Here is a 24,814-nt window from a genome sequence, read left to right on the forward strand (position 1 = left end):
GAAAGTGCTACGCACTAATCCCAGCTTGTCTAAGTATTTTTTGAAAACAAAATTGAAATTCGCTTCGCTTAGATAATAATTTTTATTTATTATAATAACTGTGATGATTAAAACTAAATCTCGTTTAAATATTAAAAATTTTTTCGTAAAGGATAAAAACCTAGTATTTTTAAAGAATTGATAAACTAACGGAGATTTTATTTGTTCAACTACGACTGTTTGACGACTGGAAAAGGAGGAGTTTCGAAGTTGGGTAAATAAAAGTCGTAGTCTAGCCATAGGTATTGCGTAGCAATCTTGCCACAATTTTAATTATTAGAATAAATCTTTCATGCAAGATAAGGATTTGCGGCAATGAGCAATCCTGCGAAAAATAAAGAAAAAACATAATAAAAATAGAAAAGACTGTTATTAAACAAAATAATCTAATACTAAATCCTGTTAGAAAATAAAAACTATGTTAAGGACAAGAAGTTTAAAACCCTTGCTTAAACATATTTAATTCAAAATTTATTAAATATTTGCTATTTAAATGGGAAATAGTATTAAATTAGTTAATATAAATAAAAAATATAGCAGAAAGAAGGAGAGAAAAAATGAATTATAGAATCTTTGTGGAAAAAAAAGAAGATTTTAGAGTGGAAGCACAGAATTTGTTTAGTGACTTGAAGGAGAACATTGGGATAGATGGGCTTGTTGATGTAAGAGTCTTGAATATTTATGATGTGTTTAACTTGGGTGAAAATGATTTGGAAAAATTGGAAAAAACTGTATTTTCGGAAATAAATGTTGACAATGTTTTTAGGTCATTTGATGAAGTATTTAAGGAAAAAGATTCAGAAAATGTGTATTTTTCAGTGGAGTTTTTGCCAGGACAATATGATCAGAGAGCGGATTCTGCGATTCAATGTATAAATTTATTGATTGATGAAGATAATAATATTAATGTAAAAAGCGGAAAATTGATAATTTTATACGGAAAAATTTCTCCTGATGAACTTGCGAGAATAAAAAAATATTATATAAATGAGGTTGAGGCGAGGGAAAAAGATTTAAAAGTTTTAAGTGAAAATGTTGAAACTGAAAATACGGATGATGTTATTGTTTATGAAGGATTTACTGAAAAAACAAAAGAGGAAATCGAAAGTCTTAAAAATGAATTGGAACTGGCGATGACTGTGAACGACTTGTTGTTTATTCAGGAATATTTTAAAAATGAAGAAAAAAGAAATCCTACGGAAACTGAGATTCGTGTTCTTGATACTTACTGGAGCGATCATTGCCGACACACAACTTTTGAAACAATTATTGACGATATAAAAGTTGAAAATGAGACTTACAAAAATATTATTGAAAAGGCTATTAATGAGTACTTGGAAAGCAGGGAGTACGTTCATGCTGACAGAATTTCTAAAAAGCCTATGACTCTTATGGATCTTGCTACAATTTTTGGAAAAGAGCAGAGAAAAAATGGGAACTTGCCAGATTTGGAAGTTTCGGATGAGATAAATGCGTGTTCGATCTATATTGATGTGCCAATTGAAAGAATTGATGAAAATGGGGAAAAAAATACTGTTACTGAAAAATGGATTTTGCAGTTTAAAAATGAAACTCATAATCATCCGACAGAAATTGAGCCGTTTGGAGGAGCTTCTACTTGTATTGGTGGAGCAATCCGTGATCCGTTATCTGGAAGAACTTATGTTTATCAGGCTGTGAGAATTAGCGGTTCTGCTGATCCGACTGAAAAAATTGAGGATACAATGGCTGGAAAATTGCCGCAAAAGGTTATTACGCAAGTAGCTGCACACGGATTTTCTTCTTATGGAAATCAGATTGGGCTTGCGACAACTCATGTGAATGAAATTTACGATGAAGGATATAAGGCTAAAAGAATGGAACTAGGACTTGTCGTGGGAGCGGCACCTGCTGAAAATATTATTCGTGAAAAGCCTGAAAATGGGGATATTGTAATTTTACTTGGTGGAAGAACTGGAAGAGACGGAATTGGAGGAGCGACTGGATCGTCTAAGGAGCATACAACAGAATCTTCAGAAAAATCAAGCGCTGAAGTTCAAAAGGGAAATGCAATTGTAGAAAGAAAAATTCAAAGACTTTTTAGAAATAAAAATGTTACAAAATTAATTAAAAAATGTAACGATTTTGGAGCTGGAGGAGTTTCAGTTGCGATTGGAGAGCTTGCTGACGGGCTTGAAATTGACTTGAATAAAGTAAGAGTGAAATATATTGGGCTAAATGGTACGGAACTTGCTATTTCAGAGTCGCAGGAAAGAATGGCTGTTGTTATTGAAAAACAAAACTTGGATAAATTTATAGAATTTGCAAACGAAGAAAATCTGGAAGCGTATAAAGTAGCTGAAATTAATGATTCTAACAGACTCGTTATGAAATACAACGGAAAAGCAATTGTTGATATTTCAAGAGATTTCCTAAATACAAACGGAGCGGCTTCAAATATCAATATTACAATTGAGAATACATCAAAATTGAATTTAAACAGAGAAATTGAAGGGAATGACTTTAGAAGCAAATTTATAAATAACCTGAAAGACTTGAATGTCGCTTCACAAAGAGGATTGGTTGAAACTTTTGATTCAACAATTGGAGCAACTACTGTATTAATGCCGTTTGGTGGGAAATATCAGTTGACACCTGTGGAAGTTTCGGTACAGAAAGTGTCGGTAATTAATGCAGAAACAGACGTTGCTTCAATGGTTGGGTATGGATATAATCCTTATGTTGCAAAACAAAGTACATTCCACGGCGGTGCTTACGCTGTAATTGAGTCAATGGCAAAAGTTGTCGCTGGTGGAGGGAACTACAAAAACATTAGATTTACATTCCAGGAATATTTTGAAAGACTGGGGCAGGATTCTAAAAAATGGGGTAAACCATTATCAGCATTATTAGGAGCATTGCACATTCAAAAAGCCTTTGGATTGCCGTCAATTGGTGGAAAAGACTCAATGAGCGGAACATTTAACGAAATTTCTGTACCGCCAACATTGGTATCATTTGCAGTAAGCGTTACAGATGCCGAAAATGTAATTTCTAGCGAATTTAAAAAGGCTGGAAACAATGTGTACTTAATTACAACGCCAAATGATGAAAATGATTTACCAAAACTTGATGAATTAAAGGCAAACTTTGATTTTATAACTGAAAATATAAGAAATAAAAAAATTGTATCTGCTATGGCTGTGAAAAATGGTGGAATTGCAGAAAGTATTGCAAAAATGGCATTTGGAAATAAACTGGGTGTGGATATTTCGGTACAAGTTGATGAAAATGACTGGTTTAAAGTAAATTACGGAGCATTTATTGTGGAAACTGCTGAAAATATTGAGCATAAAAATGCGATGTTGCTCGGAAAAGTGACTGATGAAGCCAAAATTAGTATAAATGGAATAACTTTTGAATTAGATGAGTTAATTGGAAATTGGGAAAGCAAACTTGAAAAAATCTTCCCAACGAAAAAAGAAGTGGCAAAAGAGCATGAAATTGCACATTGTGAAGGCTTAAAATATGAAAAACTTGCTAAAATTGAGCATGAAAATATAATTAGTAATATCTCAAACACTTATGCAAAACCTAGAGTGTTTATACCAGTATTTCCAGGGACAAATTCAGAATATGATTTGGAAAGAGCATTTAACCGTGAAGGAGGAATTTCTAAAATAGGAGTGTTTAACAACTTGTCTCACAGAAATATTTTAGATTCAATTGACAGTTTTGTTAAGGAAATTAATAATTCGCAGATTTTAATGCTACCAGGCGGATTTAGTGCAGGAGACGAGCCAGATGGTTCTGCTAAATTCATGGTTGCTGTTCTAAAAAATAAAAAAGTCAAAGAAGCTGTGGAAAATTTACTAAAAAGAGATGGGTTAATCTTAGGAATTTGTAACGGTTTCCAAGCACTTATAAAATCAGGATTGCTTCCTTACGGGGAAATTCGTGAATTGAAAGAAACTTCGCCAACTTTGACCTTTAATGCAATTGATAAACATATGTCAAAAATCGTGCAGACAAAAATTATTACAAATAACTCTCCGTGGCTTTCTGATATGGAAGAGGGAGATATTCACTCTGTCGCAATTTCTCACGGTGAAGGAAGAATAATTATTACGGAGGAAGAATACAAAAAATTATTCAAAAACAATCAAATTGCAACAAAATATGTAGGTTTAGATGGAAATTCAACAATGGATTCTCAATTTAACCCAAACGGTTCATATTATGCAATCGAAGGAATGCTTGCTCACAATGGAAGAATCTTTGGGAAAATGGGACATTCTGAAAGAAAAGGAAAGAATGTTTATAAAAATATTTATGGGAATAAGGAACAAAATATCTTTAGAAATGGAATAAAATTTTTTAAATAGAAAAAAATTATGTTATGGAGATAGAATCTTGGATTAATATTGATTCTATCTTTGCATAGTAAAACTGTTTTAAAACAGAACTCAAAGGCTATGACTATTTACTCAAACCTTAATGTCTAATTTTTAATAGTTTAATTTTAAATGGATTCGAGTATAACTTAAATAATTTTAATTTTTTGTAAAGGAAGTTTGGTGTGAAAAAAATAAATAAATTTCTGTTTTTAGCCATTTTGCTGTCGTTAGTTTTATCAAATTGCCAAAAGAAAGAAGAAAAGTCGGAGAATGCTCAAAATAAAAAGATTGAAAATGTGAGTAATCAGGATACTTTACGTGAAATCTCACTTGATGAAATGCTGGATTTTGAACATATACCTAAGAATTGGAAGGAAGAATTCAGAGAAATTGCTGAAAATATGCCTCGTTATGGTAACAATGTTACTAAAATAATTTTGTATTTTTATGAAAAAGATTTTTTTTATGATTACAAAAAGATATTTTTAGATGATAATAATAATTTTGTAAAACCTGATGAAAAGCAAATAAATGACTTTTTGAAAATGGCATCAGAAAAAAATTTTTCAGATTTTGACAGTGTAATTCAAGTGCTGGAAAAGGAAAATAAAAATGATAAATTGTTTGGTAAATTAACAGGAAATTGGATTGAATCATTAAAAATTTGGAAGTCGAAAGCAGATAACTTGGAAAATTATTATCAATCAGGAGATTATAAAAAGGACAATTTTGCAAAGGGAAAAACTTTAAATTCTGAATATTTAGAAAGTATTAAACAACGTAAGGAAAAATATAGGGAATTAAACAAAATATTTATTTTTAAATTAAAATATTTACTAAAAAAAACGGCTGTTTTTTATACAGATCAGCAATATGGAAATAATACACCAATAGGTGATTTGTTTAAAGAAAGTTTATTGATTGATATATTTTACTATAAATTGTACGATTGGAATGAAATTTATAATGCAGAAGAAGCATTTGAAGTTCCAGTTGAAGAAAAAGACAGGGAAAAATATTTACAAGATTTGAAAAAAATTCAATCAGAAATAAAAAAATTATCAGATACGATGGAAAATAAGGAGTATGAATTTATAAACTCCAAAGCAATAATAGACAAGGAAATCTATCTTTTGGCTAAAAAAGAAAATAAATCAAATTTAGAATTAATTAATCAAATAATGTCTGATATGGAAAATAAGAAATATACAGATATAAATGCAATTGGAATACTTCTTATGAAAAGAAATCAGGAAATAGAACAAGTTATAAGAAAACAACTTGCAAGAAGCAGATAGTGTTTCAAATAAAAAGAAAGCTGATTTTTATATAGATAAGTAAAAATTTACACAAAAAATGGTGTAAGAGATTAGATTTTTTATTAAAGGATAGAATATGAAAAAAATAATATTCATAACTGTAGTAATATTAATACTTGCATCTTGTCCAATAATATTTCTTTTTGTAAATTGGAAATTAGAAAAACCTAGAGATTTGGAAAAGGAGGCAAAGATTGTAAAAAATGGCATTATAAATAGTTATTCCAAAAAAACATTAGATGAATTTTGTGATACAAAGTATGAATTGACGATGAAAGATAAAAGAAATGGTAAAGAAAAAAATAAAATTTTATTTTTAAAAAAGGAAAATGGAAATTGGAACGGAAACTATTCTGAAGAAATAGAAAATAAAATTAAAGAAATACCAATCTTATATAAAAACGGAAAGTTTTATCATGCTGAAAATAACAAAGTTGTAAATAATTTAAAAACTTTTAATTTCTATTTTCAAATACAATTTTTTAAACTTGAGAAATTTGAAAATATAAAAATCTTGAAATCTGAAAATACTTCTGTGTTGGGATTTAAAAATGAATTTGATTTAGTTTTGCAAGCTGAATATTCAGACAATAAAAATTTTTATAGCTATTTTTCTAAAAATTTTAACGATATTAGAAATAATAAAGAAAAAATTCTATTTTATGGGAAATACATTAAAAATACAGATAGAAATATTGTAAATATTGTTATGGAAACATCAGATTTGAAAATTAATGAAAAATGTGGTTATGATATTTTGAATAGAGAATTAAAGTAAGTAAAAATAAGTAAAGAATAAATGAAGGGAGATTTATAAAATGAAAGTAGCAATATTTTTTGGAAGTCAGTCGGATACTGAAAAAATGAGAGGTGCAGCAAATTGCCTGAAGGAATTTGGAATTGGGTACGAGGCCGATGTCCTGTCGGCTCACAGAGTTCCTGAAAAATTGGAGGAAGTCCTTGCAGATGTGGAAAAGAGAGGGGTTGAAGTGATTATTGCTGGAGCTGGGCTTGCGGCACATTTACCAGGAGTTATTGCTTCAAAGACAATTCTTCCAGTTGTAGGTGTACCTTTAAATGGAGCGATTGGAGGGCTTGATGCTCTTTATTCAATTGTTCAGATGCCAAAGTCTATTCCTGTGGCAACAGTTGGAATTGATAATTCATATAATGCAGGAATGCTGGCTGTACAGATTTTATCGGTAAAATATCCTGAAATTAAGGAGAAACTGATTAATTTCAGAAAAGAGATGAAGGCTAAGTTTATTGCGGATAATGAGAAAAAAATTGAATTATAAAATTGGTTAAAATAATAAATATTGAGTTAGTTGAATAAAAATTAGTATTTGAAAAATTTATAAAGATTAGAGGAAAAATAGAAAATATATTAAAAAGTGGAAATTAGGAGGAAATAAAAAAATGGAAAAAAGAGAACAAATTTATGAAGGAAAAGCAAAATCAATTTTTTCAACAGATAAAGCAGATGAAATAATTATGTATTTTAAAGATGATGCAACAGCTTTTAATGGGGTAAAAAAAGACCAGTTGGAAGATAAGGGGATTTTGAATAATAAAATTTCTACATTGATTTATGAATATTTGATAAAAAATGGTGTGAAAACTCATTGGATTGAAACTTTGAACGAAAGGGAACAACTTTGTAAAAAGGTTGAAATTGTGCCTTTGGAAGTAATTATTAGAAATAGAGCTACTGGAAGTTTTGTGAAAAGATATGGAGCTGAAGAAGGAAAAATTTTTAAAAGACCTACATTTGAACTGTCGTATAAAAATGATGATTTAGGAGATCCTTTATTGAATGATGATCACGCTTTGGCATTGGAATTGGTAACTGAAGATGAATTGGCTGAGATTAAGGAGCAAACTTTTTTAATAAATGACTTGCTTTCAAAATTATTTGATAAAATTAACTTGATTTTAGTGGATTATAAAATTGAGTTTGGAAGAGATAAGGATGGGAATATTTTGCTGGCTGATGAAATAAGTCCAGATTCAATGAGATTATGGGATAAAGATACGCTTAAAAAATTGGATAAGGATAGATTTAGACAGGATTTAGGAGATGTAATGGGAGCATATCGTGAAGTTTTACGTCGTTTGGAAGAAGTGTTAAAATAAATTTTTTAGGAATTTTAAAGTATACTCAAACCTATTTAAAATTAAACTACTAAAAATTATATAAATTTAAGGTTTGAGTAAAATAGTCATAGCCTTTTAAGTTTGGTTTTAAAGCAGTTTTACTATATATATTAGCAAGAGAGTCTTGAATACTTGTTATCAGATAAATGAGAGATAATTTTTTTATAGTAAAAATATCAATAGAATTATAAATTTAGAATAGTTTATAATAAAAATGGAGGAAAATTACAAATGATTAAGAGTTTGAATGAGGAATGTGGAGTTTTTGGAGTTTATGGACATCCTAATGCAGCAAGACTTACTTATTACGGGCTTCACAGTCTTCAGCATAGAGGGCAGGAAGCGGCAGGAATTGTGGTAAGTGATGGAAAACGTGTAAACGGACATCGTGGTCCTGGATTAGTGTCAGAAGTATTTAATGATGACAGGATATTTAACCGTCTGGAAGGGAATAGTGCCATAGGGCATGTGCGGTATGCAACTTCTGGAAGTAGCAGTGGACGTAATATTCAGCCATTTTTATTTCAATTTTTTGATGGAAGCATTGCTTTGGCACACAATGGAAACTTGATTAATGCAAGGACGTTAAAAAGAGAGCTAGAAGAACACGGTGCAATTTTTCATTCTTCGTCTGATACTGAAGTATTGGTTCACTTGATAAGAAGAAGCAAGGAAAAAGATTTTCTGAGCCAGTTAAAAGATGCATTGTGTCAAGTAAAAGGTGGATTTTCTTTCGTAATTCAAACTCAGACAGAATTGTATGGGGCAGTAGATCCATTTGAATTTCGTCCTTTAATTCTAGGAAGAACAAAAAATGGAGCTTATATTTTGGCAAGCGAAACGTGTGCATTGGAAATTGTTGGAGCGGAGTTTATTAGAAATATAAGATCTGGAGAAGTGGTTATTATTGATGAAAGTGGATATAGAATAGAAAAATATACTGAAAATACTTCAACTGCCATTGCGGCAATGGAATATGTGTATTTTGCTCGTCCTGATTCTGATATTTCTGGAGTAAATGTTCATAAGTCACGTAAAAGATGTGGAAGAAGATTGGCGCAGGAAGCTCCAGTTGAACATGCAGATATTATAATTGGAGTTCCCAACTCATCATTATCAGCGGCAAGTGGATATGCAGAAGAAATTGGAAAGCCTTATGAAATGGGATTAATCAAAAATCAATATGTAGCGCGTACTTTTATTCAGCCAACACAGGAATTACGTGAACAAGGTGTCAGAATGAAATTGTCCGCTGTAAAAAGTGTTGTAAAAGATAAAGTTGTAGTTATGATAGATGACTCAATAGTCCGTGGGACAACTTCAAGCCGTATAGTTCAATTGTTAAAAGAGGCGGGAGCAAAGGAAGTGCATGTCCGTATTGCATCTCCAGAATTTAAATTTCCTATTTTTTATGGAATAGATGTTTCAAAATCGTCTGAATTAATTTCAGCAAATAAAACTGTTGAGGAAGTAAGAGAATATATAGGAGCAGATTCGCTTGCATTTCTTAGCATAGATGGGCTGATTGAGTCAATAGGGCTTGATTTTGACGCACCTTATACAGGGCTTTGCATGGAATGTTTTAATGGAGATTATCCAGCTGGCTTGGGTGATTATGAAGAAGAATTTTATGCTTCGTTGACACCAATTCAAAAAAAGGCTTTAGAGGAATTAAAGAAATAAGGTGAAAAAATGTATATTGTAAATTTGAATTATATAAAGGAAGTAAGTGAAGTTGAAAAACATTTAGAAGAACACATAAAATTTTTGGAAAAATATTATGAAATGGGAAAATTCATTTGTTCAGGAAGAAAAAATCCTAGAACGGGCGGTGTAATTTTATTAAATGCAGAAAGTTTATCAGAAGTAGAAAAGATAATTTTAGAAGATCCATTTAATATAAATGAAATTGCAGAATATGAAATTACGGAATTTTTTCCTACGAAATATAACAAAAATTTTAAAATATTTGTAGAATAAAAGATATAATAGGAGGAAAAAATGTCAATTTCTTATAAAGATTCGGGAGTAGATAAAGAAGAAGGGTATAAAAGTGTAGAAAAAATAAAAAATGGTGCCAAAAGCACATATAATGCCAATGTTATGAATGATTTGGGAAGTTTCGGAGCTTTATACAAACTTGGAGATTATAAAAAGCCTGTGCTGGTTTCTGGAACTGATGGAGTTGGGACAAAATTAAAAGTTGCATTTGAAACAGGGATTTACAACACAGTAGGAATAGACTGCGTAGCAATGTGTATAAATGATATTTTATGTCACGGAGCGAAACCGTTATTTTTCCTAGATTACTTAGCTTGCGGGAAATTAGATTCAAATGTGTCGGCTGAAATTGTAAGCGGAGTTGTGGAAGGATGTTTGCAGTCAGAAGCTGCCTTAATTGGTGGAGAAACGGCTGAAATGCCAGGATTCTATACTCCAGGAGAATATGATATTGCAGGATTTGCAGTAGGGGCGGTAGAAGAGGACCAAATTGTGAATGGTTCAGATGTTAAGGAAAGTGATGTTTTAATTGCAATTCCATCAAGCGGAGCTCACAGTAACGGTTTTTCATTAATCAGAAAATTATTTACTGACTTTACTGAAGTTTATAATGGAAAAACAATTGGAGAGCATTTATTGACTCCAACAAAGATTTATGTAAAACCAGTTCAGGCTGTAATGAAGGAAGTAAAAATCAACGGAATGGCTCACATTACTGGTGGAGGACTAATCGAAAATGTTCCAAGAACAATACCTGATGGACTTTGTGCAAATATACAAAAATCAAAAATTCAAATTCACGAGTTATTTAAGCACGATGCATTTTCAAGAGTAAGCGAAGAGGAAATGTGGGGAACATTTAATATGGGTATAGGATTTGTATTGATTGTAGACGCAAAAAATAAAGAAAAAGTAATTGAAATTTTAGGACAAAATGGTGAAAATGCTTATGAAATCGGACATATTGGAAAAGGTGATGAAAAAATATGTCTAAAATAATTGAAAATTCAAAAAATGATACAGGAAATAAAAAAACGAGGATAGCAGTATTTATATCAGGTTCAGGCTCCAATTTACAGTCAATAATCGACAATATCGAAAACGGCAACTTAAACTGTGAAATTTCCTACGTTATTGCTGATAGGGAATGCTTTGGACTGGAAAGAGCTGAAAAACATGGGATAAAAAGTATAATGCTCGATAAAAAGTTATTTGGAAAAAATTTATCAGATGAAATAAACGCTATTTTGGAAAACGATACAGAAAGAACAGATTACATCGTACTTGCAGGCTATCTTTCAATCTTATCAGAAAATTTCATAAACAAATGGAATCGTAAAATTATAAATATTCATCCGTCACTTCTCCCAAAATACGGTGGAAAAGGAATGTACGGAATAAAAGTCCACGAAGCTGTAATCGCAAACAAGGAAAAAGAAAGCGGCTGCACCATCCATTTTGTAGACAATGGAATAGACACAGGAGAAATTATAACAAATGTGAAAGTGCCTGTTTATGAGAATGATACGCCTGAAATTTTGCAAAAGAGAGTGCTGGAAAAAGAGCATATTCTGCTAATAGAAGGGATTAAAAAGTTATTAGGACAATAATTTTAAAAGTAAAGGAATGATTTAAATATGGATACAGATTATACTATTTTGGTTATATTAACATATATCATGATAATTATTGGAGGAGTAGCTGGAATAGGATTAATAGTTGCTTTTTTTAGAAAATTAGGAAAAATTGAAAGTAAGGATAAGTTAGAAGAAGAAAAATTAGATGATTGATTTTAGAAAGATTTGGAGGTAAACTATAATATGGAAGAAATATTAGTAATTGCTGCTATGATTGCAGGAGGATTAACTGGATTTTTAATGGTGAAATTTATTCAGAAAAAATTAAAGGATAAAAATAAGAATAATTAGAAGGCATGAAAGTAAAAATAGATACATGGCAATATTCTAGATAAGTTAAATATTACTGTAATTCCGAGAAATAGAGGAAAAAAACTGAAAGGAGATGAAAATGAAACCTACATTTTTAATTTTGATGCTGTTAATTTTTAGTTTTTCGATAAGTTATGGAGCAAATGGCAATGAGGAATTTGAAAAGGGAAATAATTATATTAATCAAAAAAAATACAATGAAGCTGAAAAATATTTTTTAGAAGCATTGAAAAAAGGGAATCCAAACGCTTATAATGCTCTAGGCTATTTATATTCTGTTCAAGGTAAATTTCAAAAAGCGGAATATTATCTTTTGAAAGATTTAGAAAATACCAAAGATGAAAAATTAAAAGAAAGAATGAAAATAAATTTGGCATATATTTATATAAAACAAAATAAAGAAAAAGAGGCAGAAAAAATATTAAGAACTATTAAAAATAATGATATAACAATTTTTAAAATGTTAGCCAATTTTTATTATGACAATCAAAATTATGAAAAAGCAGAAGAATTTTTTAAAAAAGCATTAGCAAAAGGAGATAAAGTCTCAATAAATAATATTGTAGTAATTTCGATTAAACGTAGAAATATAACTGATGAAATTAAAAACTTAATAAAAAAAGAATATGAAAATGGTAATATTTATGCTTATGGATATTATGGAACAGAAAAAATAAAGGATGGAAGTCTTGAAGAAGGAGAAAGAATTTGTAAATTAGGCATACAAAAAGGTGATCCTAGTTCGTATTTGTGTATGAGTGTATTTTATGAGAAAAAAGGCAACAAAACTAAATCGAAAGAATTATTTGAGAAATATAAACTAGAAATGAGTAAATTAGAAGATAAACTATAAAAAAATAAAAAGTAGATTTTATTAATAAAGTAGTTAGCATTTGTAATAAGATTCTATTTCAATTTGGAATATAAACAAGACAATAAAAATTTAAGAACGGAGTGGAAAATGAAAAAAATAATACTATCATTATTCTTAATATTATCAATTTTATCTTTTCCAAAAGAGAAAAAAGTTTATATGCCGAAAGTGGTTATAACTGTAATGGATGATAATTTCAAAAATCCTATTGCAAGAACTGTAGAGCAAAGCGGAGTGTTAACAAAAGCTCTATCATTAGGAGACATGGTTACTTTTAGATATAAAAGTGATGAGAAGAAATTTGCAGAAAAGTTGATAGAAGAAATTTGGAGAATGAACAAATCTCTTCCAAATAAATTAACTTTTTTGATAGAACAAAACGAAGAAAATACTATGGTTCAGATTTTACAACTGTTAAAAAAATATAGATATAGAGGTAATGCTGAAGTAATTGAACTGTCATATCAAAAGAATGCTAAAATTTTGGAACAGACAAGTAAAAATGGCTGGGAATATAATCAATATTCTGATTTAAAAGATGTGGCAGGAGAAGTGGAAATTGGAGGCGTAAAATACAATAAAAATGAATATGTCGCAACACTTTTTATGCAAAAATATGATAATGTAAAAAGGTAAATTTTTTAATAAGTGTAATAAAAAATAGAGAGTTTTTTGAATAATATTTTCAAATTTCTCTCTATTTTATTTATCATAAATTGTATAATTTCAAAAAAGTTTTCAAATTATCTTGAATAAACTTTTGTTAATTTAGCAATTTTTTCAGCTAATTCATCAGTTAATACACCATCTTTTAATCTCCATTGCCAGTTTCCGCTAGCAACTCCAGGAGTATTGATTCTAGCTTCACTTCCTAATCCTAGGAAATCTTGAATTGGAGCGATTGCCATGTTTGCAACAGAACTCCACGCACCTCTTATTGCATCCCAATGGATATTATCGTCAGTTTGTGAATTTAAATAATCTCTTGCAAATTGTTTATCTTTATCTTTTGCTTTTGTAAACCATCCGATTAATGTATCATTATCGTGAGTTCCAGTATAAACTACACAGTTTTTTGTATAAGTATGAGGCAAGTAGTCATTTTCTTCTTCTGAATCAAATGCAAAACCTAAGATTTTCATTCCAGGAAATCCAGTTGCTTCTCTCAAATCAATAACACCTTGTGTCATTAATCCCAAGTCTTCGGCAATAATTGGTAATTCTCCCAATTCTTCCTTTATTTTATTAAATAAGTCAATTCCAGGTCCTTTTACCCATTGACCATTTATTGCAGTATCGTCTCCATAAGGAACTGCCCAGTATGCTTCAAATCCTCTGAAGTGGTCAATTCTTATGATGTCGCAAGTAGAAAGGTTAGCTCTAACTCTGTCTACCCACCATTTGTAGTTTAACTCTTTTAATTTATCCCAGTCGTATAGAGGATTTCCCCAAAGCTGTCCTGTGGCACTAAAATAATCAGGCGGAACACCAGCTACTTTAACAGGTTTTAGTTCAGGATCGAAAAGGAAAATTTCTGGATTTGCCCATGCGTCAGAACTGTCTACTGCAACGAAGATTGGTATATCTCCAATTATTTTAATTCCATTATCATTAGCATATTTTTTTACATTGTTCCATTGATCGAAAAAAAGGCATTGAATAAAGTTATTGTATTCAACTTCATCAGCTAATTCCTCTCTGTATTTATTAATAGCGGCTTCTTCTCTAACTTTAATATCGTGCGGCCATTCAGTCCAAGGAAGTCCATTAAAGTGGTTTTTTAAAGATATAAACAAGCTGTAATCATTTAACCAATCGCTATTTTCAGCTTTAAAAGTTTCTAATTTTCTTTTTAAATCATCGTTTCCATTAGCTTTAAAATTTTCAAATGCTTTTCTTAGTAAAGGATATTTTTGATTATAAATAGCACCATAATCAACATATTCCTTATTATCACCAAAATTAATATCTTTCAAATCTTCCTCAGATAATAAATTTTGCTCAATTAATAAGTCAAAATCAATCAGATATGGATTTCCAGCGAATGTCGAAAAACATTGATAAGGTGAATCACCGTATCCAGTCGGCCCAAGCGGGAAAATTTGCCATAATTTTTGATTTGCTTTTTTTAGGAAATCTACAAATTTATATGCTTCCTTTCCTAAACTTCCAATTCCATATTTTCCAGGAAGTGAAGTAGGATGTAACAAAATACCAGAACTTCTCTCAAACATTTCTATATCCTCCTTAAAATTATTAATAATCAAATTTTTCTCTTCTCATACTAAATATACTATATTTTATGCCAAAAGTCAACATATACGTAAATGTAAAATTGTTAAAATTTGGAAAAGTATTGTAAGTATTGAAAATAAAGTATTTTTGAAGATTTAATAATTTTTAGTTTTTAAGATTACTTAGGCTTTCTATAAGTTTGTTGAAACCTAGCGTAAGAGCTTCAAGAATTTCTTTGTTCTTTTCATCCTGCCCGTCAATTTTCCATTTTCCATCCACTTTTTTTAGAACGACATCTATATTTTTTTCGCTAAATTTCAAGTCTTTTGAATTTATTTTTTCTAAAAAGAATTTTACTGTAAATTCTTCGCCCATTTTTGTTAGTTCTTCATCGCTTTTTCCTAGATTTGCAGCTTGTATTGATAGTCCCTTTTGTAGAAATTCAGGGAAATAAGAACTTAAATCGGGAGATTTTATGTCAAGGTTTACAGTTGCTTTATCGCCTTCTACTTTTGTGTTTTTTACTTTATAGCTTAATTTTTTGTAACCTTCCCTCATAATTTTTGCAGAATCATCATTGTCTAGTGTCTCAGAACTGGAATATAATTCCTGTATTTTCTTTTCATCTCCACTTTGAAGAGCTTTTAATGCAGTTTCAAGATCTTTTTGCGGTTGTGGAGTTCCGCAGCTCAATACAAATAGTAACATTGTTAAAATGAGTAATAATTTTTTCATTAATTTCCTCCATGTTAAAGATTTTACGGTAGTCATCATCAATTTTTCAATAAGGAAAAATGGGCATACCTTAAATCATAATAACATTTTTTTAAACTTTGTCGATAAAAATTTGAAATAAAAAAGGCAAATGGAGTACGAATTTTTGACGTTTGAGAAAAAAATTAATGAAATTTAATAGTGAATATGTTATAATTAAAGCGATTATTTAAAGTATTCTTAGTTTTAGGCTATGAAAAATATTGACATTTAAATTAAATTGCTGTAATTTTTATATTTATAGAAAAAATAGTAAAAAAGGATGAAATGAAGGGAGAATTGAAAATGTCAAAATACGTTTTTGGAATTGATTTGGGAACAACTTATTCCTGTATAGCCCGTGTAGATGATACAGCAAGGGCTGAAGTAATTAAAAATAATGATGGAGATAATATAACGCCGTCTGTGGTTGAATTTGACGGAGATAATGTTATTGTAGGTTCAGATGCGAAATCTGAGGCAGTTTTAAATCCCGAAAATACGATAATGCTTGTAAAAACACTTATGGGAAAGACAGATTTTGCAATTAATTATAACGGGGAGGACAAGACTCCTGAAGAAATATCGGCATTTATTTTAAGAAAATTGACACAAGATGCTTCGGAACAGCTTGGCGTGGAAGTTAAGGATGTTGTGATAACTTGTCCAGCCTACTTTGGAACAGCAGAACGTACAGCAACTAAAAATGCAGGAAAAATCGCAGGACTTAACGTACTGGAAATCATAAGCGAGCCGACAGCGGCGGCACTATACTATGGGTGTGCAAAGGAGCAGGATGAAAAGACAATTCTAGTTTATGATTTAGGAGGCGGAACTTTTGATGTTACGATTATGCGTATCAGTTCTGATAAAATTCAAGTTATCTGTTCAGACGGAGATCACGATTTAGGTGGAAAAAACTGGGATGAAGTATTGATAGAATATCTTTCTGACCAATTTGTGAAAAAAATAGGTTATGATATTGAGTTTGACGAATATGCAAAACAGGATTTGCGATTGAAGGCAGAAAAAATAAAAAAACAACTAACTTCACGAAGCCAGGCTGGAGATTTACTGGAAGTTATGGGGAACAGGGAAAAAGTCTCTATAACTAGAGATGAATTTGAAGAAATAACTTCTACATTGCTAAATGAAACTTTGAAAAAAACGAAAGAAGTAATTGATGTAGCTAAAAGAAAAGGATATGAAAAAATAGATGAAATACTTCTTGTAGGTGGCTCTACAAGAATGCTACAGATAAAAAGGGCATTGACAGAAAACTTTGGAGAAATAGAAATAAAAATTCTTGAGCCAGATGAAGCTGTTGCAAAGGGAGCGGCAATTCATGCTGTAAATGTTTATGTGAATAATCAGAAGAGCCTTGCAGGACAAGACTTTGAATCCGATACGGAAGTAAAGGTAATGGTTAATGGAGATGAAAAGGAATTAAAAGCAAAAGACTATAAGGAAGATTTGACATTCTCCCCTGAAATGATGGGAATAGGTGGAAATACAAGAGAAATTGTTATTGCGACAACAAAGAGCTTTGCAGTAAAAGTTGAAAATAAAGATGGGGTTAAGAGCTGTTTTAATATGATTGTAAAAAATGAGCCTATGCCAAGCGGAATTTTAGAAGTTTCTGGAAATTTTACGACGCTTAATGATAATCAAGAGACAGTCGATATAGAAATTTATGAAAATGACTATATGGATAAGTATTTTGATGTAGATGAAGACTTAAAAATAGGTAATGCAATATTGGAACTGCCTGAAAACCTTCCAGCAGGCTCTCTAGTAGAAATAACTCTTAAACTTAATAAAGAAGGAATTTTGGAAATAAGAGGAAAAGATAAGACTGGAAACAAAGAAGTAAATGTAAAATTAGAAACAAAAAGCGTAATATCTAGGGAAAAATTAGAAAAATTGACAAATAAATCACGAGGAATTGCAGTACTTTAAAAATATAAGAATAATTTTAGTTGAGAAAAAATTTTGATGTAAAGGAGGAAAAGTAGTAAAAAATGGCAGAAGATAGTCGAATAATAAACAATTGGTACATAATACTTGGGCTTGAATATTATCCAGTTCCTGAAAAAGACGAAAAGAAAATAGAAGCAAGAATAGAAGAAAAAAAAAGATACTGGCTATCAAAGGAAAGTGACCCTTTTGATGGTAAAAAATACAGAAAATACAGTAATCTCGCAAAAACTGGGATTATAAGGCAAGAAATGCTGGATGAAGCTAGAAGAGAAGAACTGATAAAAGATGCCCAGAAAAAACTATTCGATCCGATAGATAATTTTCTGAAATACATAAAAAATACAGAGATTAAAGAAGAAATTGTAAAAGAAATTGCCAAAAGAACACAACGACAGGAAAGTCTAGTAATAGAGAGAATAAAAATCAGTGGAAGAAAAATTTTACCTAGTGAATATAACCAAAAATTGTACAAAAATTTTTATGAAAATATTAATAAAAATCAAGATGAATTTTTTGAATTTTTGGTATTTGAAAAATATCTTGAAATTTTAGGTAAAATGAATTTGTATGAATTTTTAGTTTCTGAAGGACTGGATATAAAGACGTTGACTCAAAAACAAATTGATGAAAAAAGGAAAAATCTGATAAAGTTTGATAATGAAACTTCTGCCAAGAAAAAATTATACAGTGCATGTGAAATAATATTAAAAAGTGAAGACAAATTAAAGAAATATGATGAATATTTAAAATATCTCCAGTACTTAAAAGTATTAAAAATACTTGATAGAGCGGAACAAATTTACAATTTGACAGATGATAAAATTCCATCTGAAGAATTTATTAACGAAATACAGAAAATTGTTGAAGACAAGGAAGAAGCAAAAAGTATTTTTATAGGATTTTGCAAGGAGAAAAAGATACCGTATACTGTCTATAAAAAATCAAGTGGAATGAAAGAATATAAGCAAAATAATAATTCAGGACAGAAAACAGAAAAAGAAGATAGGTATGCTGAAAAATCAGAAAATCTGTGTATAGAAGCATTAAGAGCGATAAAGGGATCTAGATTTGAAGAAGCTCAAAAATACTTAAATGATGCAAAGTTATACTGGCCTGAAAATGATTCGATTGAAGTTCTTGAGGAAAAGTTGCAGGAAACAAGGCAGGTATGGATTGAAAACAAAAAAACAGAAAAAGAATCATTGAAAAAGCGAAAAGTAGTGCATCCAATTAAGAAAAAAAAATCAAATGGACAAAGTCAGAATATAATTATTTTTATAATTATTGCAATAATGTTTTGTGTAATAATTTATTTGATTATGTTAAATACGGAAACATCGCAAAGTACGGCAGTAGATGATGGAAATATAGTTCTGGACGGAAAAGCGGAGAAAACAATCTCGCTTGACAAAAATACGAGTTTTTATGTTACTGATAATAATTTATACTACAACACTAAAAAAGATGAATACTTGGAAAAGGCAGGGATAAAGGGAAGCAGTAGTTCAGGAGATTATGACTTTTTAGTTATCGAAAAATTTCCTAAAAAAAGGTATGACATTCTCTTGAAAAAAGGAGTTAAGGACAGAATATTCAAATTTAGATGCGATGCTAAAATAAAAGCTGCAGGAACGACTTTATTTGTTGAGAATCCTGAAGATATAATGATTTACAAGGATAAAAAACAGATGAAAGAAGATAAGCAGCTTAAAAGTAATGGGGGATGCTTTACAAAATTTAGAAGTGATATTGAAAGTAAAAATTAGTAAATAAAATAAGATTTAAATTAAAATGTTTTATATATATAAAAGGTTATTATATGGTATTCCACATTTTTTTATGGTATAATATTTACAAGGAAAGGGAAGTGAAAATATGAAATTAGGAGATAATGTAGATATAATAGCACCATTAAATGTAAAAACAGCTGATTCGGAAACAGGTTATCTTTTGTTAAATCCGACGCTTGTAAATAATGGTAAGATAGAAAGCTTCGAAAATGCGGAAGTTCCTGAAAGATATAAAAATGGAAAAAATAAAATAAATGAAAAATACTTTGTAAAAAAGAACGATGTGCTGTTTCAGGCAAAAGGGAGTAAAATAGAAGTTGTATATGTTGATAAGGAATATGAAAATGTACTTCCTGCAACACTTTACTTCATCTTGCGGGCAAATGACAAAATAAATCCTAAATATTTGCAATGGCTTTTAAAGACAGAACTGCTGCTACTTTATTTTGAAAAGAAATATAAAACTATGAGTGCTGTCAGAGCTGTAAATAAGACTGATATTGTTGAGCTTGATATAGACTTGCCTGATAGAAAAGAACAGGACAGAATGGTTGAAATAATAACAAGTTTTGAAAAAGAGGAAGAAAATACAAGAGAATATCTGAAAATAAAGAAAAAATATATCGAAGAAAAAATTCTAGCGAAAAATAAGGTGATAATAAATGAAGAATAAATTCTTTGAACTTGTAACAGATGAGTTGGAAAACAATAAAAATCAGAAAAAATTACAGATTTTAAAAATGTCTCTGCTTTTATATATTATTTGTGTAAGCAAGGTTGTTTACGAAGAATTGGAAGATTTAAGAGACGATAATTATTTATTTCTGGAATACTTAAATAATTTGGGATTTGAATATGACTTGAATGGCACGTATTTGGAAAATATGAAAAACTTATCGAGTAGAATACCTGTATTTAATGAAATATATGACTTTATAGAAGAACATCCAGATAAACAGGTATTTATTGAAAGCTTGTCAGAAATGGAAATGGAATTAAAACTGAATATTTTAAGAGGAAAATATGCAAAAATTACACAAAACTATATCGATAACGTAATTAATTTGCCAATTACACGTGATGAAAGCGTTAATCAATTATCGCTGGATATTTTAGAAATAAATAATAGTGAAATATTATACAGTGTTGATTTTTTTGAAGAAAATAATTTTTATCGTGAAAAAATGAAAGATATTGAAAAAAATACAATTACTAAAATTTTATATTCATTAAAAAATTCAGCTTCTAATAGGGATTCAGCAGTAATTTTGACAAAAAATTTAGATACTAGTAAATTCTTATACAGTTTTTTAAAGGAAAGTAAAAAGGGAATGATAGAAAAAGATGCTTTTTACTTATTAAAAAATGAAGAAATGGAAGATTTTGTAAAATCTGATAAAATAGAATATGTAGTCGCAATTCCTTTTAACAACACGTTAAAAAATCAAGTGATAATATTCAACGAAGAAAAAGAAAGCAAAAATAATATATTATTTGTACAATCACAGCACTTTTTTGAAAAAGGAAGCGAAAAAATAAAGCCTGAAAATTATAAGGAATTAGTTGAAATAATCAAGAAAAAACAGGAAATAAATGGTATTTCAAAGTTAGTTTCCAATGAAACAATATTAAGAAGAAAATGTAACCTGGATATTTTGGGATATGTTTTTAAAACTAAGGAAAAAGTCAATTTAGAAGAATTAAAGCAAAATAGGGACAAAATTTTTGAATTAATGACAATAAACAGAAAAAAATGTGATGACTTAGTAAATAGTTATCTGGAAGAGGAATAAATTTAATAATAAAAATAGATAGAAAGGTTGTAATTTTATGAAATTATTAACAATAAATGTACATGCATGGTTAGAAGAAAATCAAATGGAAAAAATTGATATCTTAGCAAAAGATATAGCTGAAAAGCAATATGATGTAATAGCAATGCAGGAAGTCAATCAGCTTATGAATAATCCTGTAATTTTTGATGATATAAGACAGGAAAACTATGGATGGGTTCTTCTGGAAAAATTACAGGAATATACAGACACTGACTATTATTACCACTGGAGTAACTCACATATTGGATTTAGTAAATATAATGAAGGCGTGGCAATAATAACAAGGCATAAAATTAAAGATGAAGATGAGTTTTACTGTACTTTTGCACAGTCAGTAAGAACAATATCGGCAAGAAGGATAGTTAGTATCACTATTAATTATAATGGACAGGATGTTGAATTTTACAGCTGTCACATGAATTTACCAAATTGTGAAACTGAAGATATGGGAGAAAATTTAAGAAATATCTTGAATAGATCTAAAACTGATAATTTAAAAATATTAATGGGTGATTTTAATACAGATGCCAACGGAAATCCTGAAGATTATCAAAATATTTTAAATCAAGGCTTATTTGATACATATACACTTGCTGAAAAAAAAGACAGCGGTGTGACAGTAGATAAAGGAATACATGGATGGGCTCAAGATAAGTCGAAAAAGAGAATAGACTACATATTCTGTAATAAGGAAATCAAAGTAAAAGAAAGCAAAGTTATCTTTAATGGAAAAAATAAAGATGTAGTATCAGATCACTTTGGTGTAGAAGTCGAAATAGAAATTTAAATTTAAATGAAAAAATAATAATTTTAAAATGAATTTATAATTCTAAATATATGCTTAACCCCAGTAATAATCGTTGTTTTTTATACAGCGATTATTTTTTTGCAAAAAAAATTGAAAAAAGATATACGTAAATGTATTGACAATTTAAAAAAGTGTGGTATATTTAAAATAAGGAAAAAATAAATCAAATATATAAAAATTTTTAGGAGGTATTCAACTATGATGAAAAAAATTCAACGATTCGGTGGAGCGATGATGGCACCAGTTCTATTGTTTGCATTCACTGGGATAGTCGTAGGATTGTCTTCTGTATTTACTAATACACAAGTTATGGGAAGTATTGCTGAAGAAGGGACAATGTGGCATAGCTTCTGGTATGTAGTACAAGAAGGTGGTTGGACAGTATTTAGACAAATGCCTATATTATTTGCTATAGGACTGCCAATCAGTTTAGCAACAAAGACAAATGCAAGAGCATGTATGGAAACATTTGCGTTATACACAACATTTAATTATTTTGTAGCGGCAATATTGAAAGTATTTTATAAAATAGATACAGCTGAACAAATAGCTAATAAAGTAACTGGATATGCTGCAATAGGTGGAGTTCCAACATTAGATACAAATTTATTTGGTGGTATTTTAATAGCAGCGTTAGTAGTATATTTGCATAATAAATATTTTGACAAGAAATTGCCTGATTTCTTAGGAGTATTCCAAGGATCAGTGTTCGTATACATGGTAGGGTTTGTAGTTTTAATCCCTTGTGCATTCTTAACAGTTCTAATTTGGCCTAAAGTTCAATTGGGAATTGGTGCAATGCAAGGATTTATGAAAGCTTCAGGAATATTTGGAGTATGGATTTACACATTCTTAGAAAGAATATTAATTCCAACTGGATTACATCACTTTGTTTATACACCGTTTATATTTGGACCAGCTGCAGTTCCTGGAGGAATTCAAGTGTACTGGGTTGAACATATAAAAGAATTTGCTCAAAGTGCTCAATCATTAAAATCTTTATTCCCGCAAGGAGGATTTGCTCTACATGGAAACTCAAAAATATTTGGTGCAATAGGAATAGCTCTTGCTATGTATGCTACTGCAAAACCTGAGAAAAAGAAAACTGTAGCAGCATTATTGATACCAATAGTATTTACAGCAGTAGTTTCAGGTATAACAGAACCATTAGAATTTACATTCTTATTTATAGCTCCTGTATTATTTGCAGTTCATGCTTTCTTGGCAGCAACAATGGCAGCAACAATGTATGCTTTTGGAGTAGTTGGAAATATGGGTGGAGGACTTCTTGACTTCTTATTCCTAAACTGGGTTCCAATGTTTAAGAATCACGCTGGAACAGTATTTATTCAAATAATAATAGGATTAATATTCACAGTAATATACTTCTTTGTATTTAAGTTCTTAATTCAAAAAATGAATTTAAAAACTCCAGGTAGAGAAGATGAAGATGAAGAAATGAAACTTTATACAAAAGCTGATTATAAAGCTAAACACGGTGAAGGTGGAGCACAAGGTTCAGCAGCCATAGCTGGTGGAGATGAATATGCTCAAAAAGGTGCAATCATTCTTGAAGCATTAGGTGGAAGAGAAAATATCGAAGAACTTAATAACTGTGCGACTAGACTTAGAGTAAGTGTAAAAGATCCAAGTAAATTATCGCCAGATGCAGCATTTAAAGCAGCAGGAGCTCATGGTGTAGTTAGAAAAGGATCAGCTATTCAAGTAATCATCGGATTATCAGTACCTCAAGTAAGAGAAAGAATCGAAGAAATGATGAAAAAAGGATAAAAATAAAATTTAATAAATAATTAAATTTAAATCTTATAAAAAAATTAAGAAAGAATTTTCAAAAGTCAAAAATTTTAAAGTTTTAAAATATAAGACTTAAGAAAGTTCTTTCTTTTATTTTTAAAATACTTATCTTTTTGCAATGGCACTAAAAGTAAATTTTTCAGGATGATGAATTATTGTTTCATATTGAAACAGTGTCCCATTTGAGAGATATGCATGAGTTTCAATAACTACAACCATATTTATATCCTTTAGTTTAAGATATTTTTGCTCCTCAGGAGTAATTTTTCTAAAACTAATATCTCTACGTGAATAAGCTATTTTTAACTTAAGTTCGTTTTCTAGATACTCATATATTGATCTTTTTGCTATTTCTTCGTTTAGAAAAGGTACGATTCTTCTGTCAAAAAAACTAGTAGAATAATTTAAAATTTCGCCATCTAACGAATTAGTACGTACAACTTTGTAAAAATCAGCACTTTCAGATACTTGAAATTCCTCCATCAACTTTTCTATTCCTTGAACAATATATAAACTAATTAAGTTAGTTTCAAGATTGATATTTTGAAGTTTGCTAATTTCTTGTACAGTCTGAATGGAAGTTATAGAGATGTTTTCTAGATTTTTTTTCTCTAGCACAATTGATTTTTTCCCTTTTACTTTCTGTATAAGACCTTCTCTTTCTAACATAGAAAGTGCTTTTCTTACAGTAAGTTTGGAAAAATTATAGTCTATTGCTAAGTCATCTTCTTTTTTTAAAAAATCTCCTGATTTCATAGTTCCATTTTTAATTTGTTCTTTAATATCGTGATATACTTTTTCATATTTTTTCATTCATTTATACAAACCTTTCATAGAATATTTTATATATACTTAAATCTTTTAAAAGCTAAAGTGATAAAAA

General features: G+C 29.8%; 21 protein-coding genes. 18 read left to right on the plus strand and 3 right to left on the minus strand.

Features of this window, described 5'->3' with window-relative positions; genetic code table 11:
- Positions 1–596: 596 nt before the first annotated feature.
- The 12 genes from HMPREF1552_RS01010 to HMPREF1552_RS01060 all read left to right on the plus strand — a co-directional run bounded on the left by HMPREF1552_RS01010 (position 597) and on the right by HMPREF1552_RS01060 (position 13,351).
- Positions 597–4,403, plus strand: coding sequence for a phosphoribosylformylglycinamidine synthase (locus tag HMPREF1552_RS01010; protein WP_021743170.1), 3,807 nt, complete (start codon positions 597–599; stop codon positions 4,401–4,403).
- 194 nt (positions 4,404–4,597) lie between these two features.
- Positions 4,598–5,713, plus strand: coding sequence for a DUF3829 domain-containing protein (locus tag HMPREF1552_RS01015; protein WP_021743171.1), 1,116 nt, complete (start codon positions 4,598–4,600; stop codon positions 5,711–5,713).
- A 97-nt stretch (positions 5,714–5,810) separates the two neighbouring features.
- Positions 5,811–6,512, plus strand: coding sequence for a hypothetical protein (locus tag HMPREF1552_RS01020; RefSeq protein WP_021743172.1), 702 nt, complete (start codon positions 5,811–5,813; stop codon positions 6,510–6,512).
- Between the two features lie 40 nt (positions 6,513–6,552).
- Complete coding sequence (purE, locus tag HMPREF1552_RS01025; protein ID WP_021743173.1) at positions 6,553–7,032, plus strand: 5-(carboxyamino)imidazole ribonucleotide mutase; 480 nt, start codon at positions 6,553–6,555, stop codon at positions 7,030–7,032.
- Positions 7,033–7,153: 121 nt separating this feature from the next.
- Positions 7,154–7,870: a phosphoribosylaminoimidazolesuccinocarboxamide synthase gene (gene purC / locus HMPREF1552_RS01030; RefSeq protein WP_021743174.1), complete on the plus strand. Its 717-nt coding sequence runs from the start codon at positions 7,154–7,156 to the stop codon at positions 7,868–7,870.
- Positions 7,871–8,122: 252 nt separating this feature from the next.
- Positions 8,123–9,574: an amidophosphoribosyltransferase gene (purF, locus tag HMPREF1552_RS01035; protein ID WP_021743175.1), complete on the plus strand. Its 1,452-nt coding sequence runs from the start codon at positions 8,123–8,125 to the stop codon at positions 9,572–9,574.
- A gap of 9 nt (positions 9,575–9,583) precedes the next feature.
- Entirely contained in the window at positions 9,584–9,871 is a 288-nt protein-coding gene (locus tag HMPREF1552_RS01040; protein ID WP_021743176.1) for a YciI family protein, read from the plus strand.
- A gap of 21 nt (positions 9,872–9,892) precedes the next feature.
- Positions 9,893–10,891: a phosphoribosylformylglycinamidine cyclo-ligase gene (purM, locus tag HMPREF1552_RS01045; RefSeq protein WP_021743177.1), complete on the plus strand. Its 999-nt coding sequence runs from the start codon at positions 9,893–9,895 to the stop codon at positions 10,889–10,891.
- Positions 10,879–11,502, plus strand: a complete 624-nt coding sequence (purN, locus tag HMPREF1552_RS01050; RefSeq protein ID WP_039900898.1) for a phosphoribosylglycinamide formyltransferase — start codon at positions 10,879–10,881, stop codon at positions 11,500–11,502. The genes purM and purN overlap by 13 nt, the downstream gene beginning before the upstream one ends.
- Before the next feature lie 27 nt (positions 11,503–11,529).
- Positions 11,530–11,682 carry a hypothetical protein gene (locus HMPREF1552_RS12405; protein ID WP_006803660.1) on the plus strand — a complete coding sequence of 51 codons (153 nt, stop codon included), beginning with the start codon at positions 11,530–11,532 and terminating at the stop codon, positions 11,680–11,682.
- 238 nt (positions 11,683–11,920) lie between these two features.
- Positions 11,921–12,694, plus strand: a complete 774-nt coding sequence (locus HMPREF1552_RS01055) for a lipopolysaccharide assembly protein LapB (RefSeq protein ID WP_039900899.1) — start codon at positions 11,921–11,923, stop codon at positions 12,692–12,694.
- 108 nt (positions 12,695–12,802) lie between these two features.
- Positions 12,803–13,351, plus strand: coding sequence for a hypothetical protein (locus tag HMPREF1552_RS01060; RefSeq protein WP_039900900.1), 549 nt, complete (start codon positions 12,803–12,805; stop codon positions 13,349–13,351).
- A 107-nt stretch (positions 13,352–13,458) separates the two neighbouring features.
- Here the strand turns inward: HMPREF1552_RS01060 and malQ are convergent, their stop codons facing one another.
- Both malQ and HMPREF1552_RS01070 read right to left on the minus strand, forming a co-directional pair.
- The gene (malQ, locus tag HMPREF1552_RS01065; protein WP_255349258.1) at positions 13,459–14,955 is read right to left on the minus strand and encodes a 4-alpha-glucanotransferase; all 1,497 of its coding nucleotides are present in this window, start codon (positions 14,953–14,955) and stop codon (positions 13,459–13,461) included.
- Between the two features lie 160 nt (positions 14,956–15,115).
- Complete coding sequence (locus HMPREF1552_RS01070) at positions 15,116–15,685, minus strand: DUF5105 domain-containing protein (RefSeq protein WP_051311972.1); 570 nt, start codon at positions 15,683–15,685, stop codon at positions 15,116–15,118.
- Between the two features lie 324 nt (positions 15,686–16,009).
- Here HMPREF1552_RS01070 and HMPREF1552_RS01075 point away from each other — a divergent pair, with 324 nt between their 5' ends.
- From HMPREF1552_RS01075 to HMPREF1552_RS01100, 6 genes are all read left to right on the plus strand, one after another.
- On the plus strand, positions 16,010–17,662 hold the full coding sequence (locus HMPREF1552_RS01075; protein ID WP_039900904.1) for an Hsp70 family protein: 1,653 nt from the start codon (positions 16,010–16,012) through the stop codon (positions 17,660–17,662).
- A gap of 62 nt (positions 17,663–17,724) precedes the next feature.
- On the plus strand, positions 17,725–19,449 hold the full coding sequence (locus HMPREF1552_RS01080) for a hypothetical protein (protein WP_021743184.1): 1,725 nt from the start codon (positions 17,725–17,727) through the stop codon (positions 19,447–19,449).
- Positions 19,450–19,558: 109 nt separating this feature from the next.
- On the plus strand, positions 19,559–20,146 hold the full coding sequence (locus HMPREF1552_RS01085; RefSeq protein WP_021743185.1) for a restriction endonuclease subunit S: 588 nt from the start codon (positions 19,559–19,561) through the stop codon (positions 20,144–20,146).
- A complete protein-coding gene (locus tag HMPREF1552_RS01090; protein ID WP_021743186.1) occupies positions 20,136–21,266 on the plus strand; it encodes an N-6 DNA methylase in 1,131 nt (376 codons plus the stop codon). The genes HMPREF1552_RS01085 and HMPREF1552_RS01090 overlap by 11 nt, the downstream gene beginning before the upstream one ends.
- Positions 21,267–21,303: 37 nt before the next feature.
- On the plus strand, positions 21,304–22,095 hold the full coding sequence (locus tag HMPREF1552_RS01095) for an endonuclease/exonuclease/phosphatase family protein (protein WP_021743187.1): 792 nt from the start codon (positions 21,304–21,306) through the stop codon (positions 22,093–22,095).
- Between the two features lie 219 nt (positions 22,096–22,314).
- The gene (locus HMPREF1552_RS01100; RefSeq protein ID WP_021743188.1) at positions 22,315–23,907 is read left to right on the plus strand and encodes an alpha-glucoside-specific PTS transporter subunit IIBC; all 1,593 of its coding nucleotides are present in this window, start codon (positions 22,315–22,317) and stop codon (positions 23,905–23,907) included.
- Positions 23,908–24,036: 129 nt separating this feature from the next.
- On the opposite strand, the gene HMPREF1552_RS01105 is transcribed toward HMPREF1552_RS01100, so the two are convergent.
- Positions 24,037–24,744 carry a GntR family transcriptional regulator gene (locus tag HMPREF1552_RS01105; protein ID WP_021743189.1) on the minus strand — a complete coding sequence of 236 codons (708 nt, stop codon included), beginning with the start codon at positions 24,742–24,744 and terminating at the stop codon, positions 24,037–24,039.
- Positions 24,745–24,814: the final 70 nt, after the last annotated feature.

This window comes from Leptotrichia sp. oral taxon 879 str. F0557 (assembly GCF_000469385.1).
In the GTDB taxonomy this organism is placed as follows: Bacteria; Fusobacteriota; Fusobacteriia; order Fusobacteriales; family Leptotrichiaceae; genus Leptotrichia; species Leptotrichia mesophila.

Excerpts from the sequence above, each read along its gene's own strand:
- HMPREF1552_RS01075 (WP_039900904.1), top strand. The coding sequence starts at position 16,010 with ATGTCAAAATACGTTTTTGGAATTGATTTGGGAACAACTTATTCCTGT.
- HMPREF1552_RS01060 (WP_039900900.1), top strand. The coding sequence starts at position 12,803 with ATGAAAAAAATAATACTATCATTATTCTTAATATTATCAATTTTATCT.
- HMPREF1552_RS01090 (WP_021743186.1), top strand. The coding sequence starts at position 20,136 with ATGAAGAATAAATTCTTTGAACTTGTAACAGATGAGTTGGAAAACAAT.
- HMPREF1552_RS12405 (WP_006803660.1), top strand. The coding sequence starts at position 11,530 with ATGGATACAGATTATACTATTTTGGTTATATTAACATATATCATGATA.
- HMPREF1552_RS01085 (WP_021743185.1), top strand. The coding sequence starts at position 19,559 with ATGAAATTAGGAGATAATGTAGATATAATAGCACCATTAAATGTAAAA.
- HMPREF1552_RS01010 (WP_021743170.1), top strand. The coding sequence starts at position 597 with ATGAATTATAGAATCTTTGTGGAAAAAAAAGAAGATTTTAGAGTGGAA.
- purF (WP_021743175.1), top strand. The coding sequence starts at position 8,123 with ATGATTAAGAGTTTGAATGAGGAATGTGGAGTTTTTGGAGTTTATGGA.
- HMPREF1552_RS01105 (WP_021743189.1), bottom strand. The coding sequence starts at position 24,744 with ATGAAAAAATATGAAAAAGTATATCACGATATTAAAGAACAAATTAAA.
- HMPREF1552_RS01100 (WP_021743188.1), top strand. The coding sequence starts at position 22,315 with ATGATGAAAAAAATTCAACGATTCGGTGGAGCGATGATGGCACCAGTT.
- HMPREF1552_RS01070 (WP_051311972.1), bottom strand. The coding sequence starts at position 15,685 with ATGAAAAAATTATTACTCATTTTAACAATGTTACTATTTGTATTGAGC.
- HMPREF1552_RS01080 (WP_021743184.1), top strand. The coding sequence starts at position 17,725 with ATGGCAGAAGATAGTCGAATAATAAACAATTGGTACATAATACTTGGG.
- purE (WP_021743173.1), top strand. The coding sequence starts at position 6,553 with ATGAAAGTAGCAATATTTTTTGGAAGTCAGTCGGATACTGAAAAAATG.
- purN (WP_039900898.1), top strand. The coding sequence starts at position 10,879 with ATGTCTAAAATAATTGAAAATTCAAAAAATGATACAGGAAATAAAAAA.
- HMPREF1552_RS01055 (WP_039900899.1), top strand. The coding sequence starts at position 11,921 with ATGAAACCTACATTTTTAATTTTGATGCTGTTAATTTTTAGTTTTTCG.
- purC (WP_021743174.1), top strand. The coding sequence starts at position 7,154 with ATGGAAAAAAGAGAACAAATTTATGAAGGAAAAGCAAAATCAATTTTT.
- HMPREF1552_RS01020 (WP_021743172.1), top strand. The coding sequence starts at position 5,811 with ATGAAAAAAATAATATTCATAACTGTAGTAATATTAATACTTGCATCT.
- HMPREF1552_RS01095 (WP_021743187.1), top strand. The coding sequence starts at position 21,304 with ATGAAATTATTAACAATAAATGTACATGCATGGTTAGAAGAAAATCAA.
- HMPREF1552_RS01040 (WP_021743176.1), top strand. The coding sequence starts at position 9,584 with ATGTATATTGTAAATTTGAATTATATAAAGGAAGTAAGTGAAGTTGAA.
- purM (WP_021743177.1), top strand. The coding sequence starts at position 9,893 with ATGTCAATTTCTTATAAAGATTCGGGAGTAGATAAAGAAGAAGGGTAT.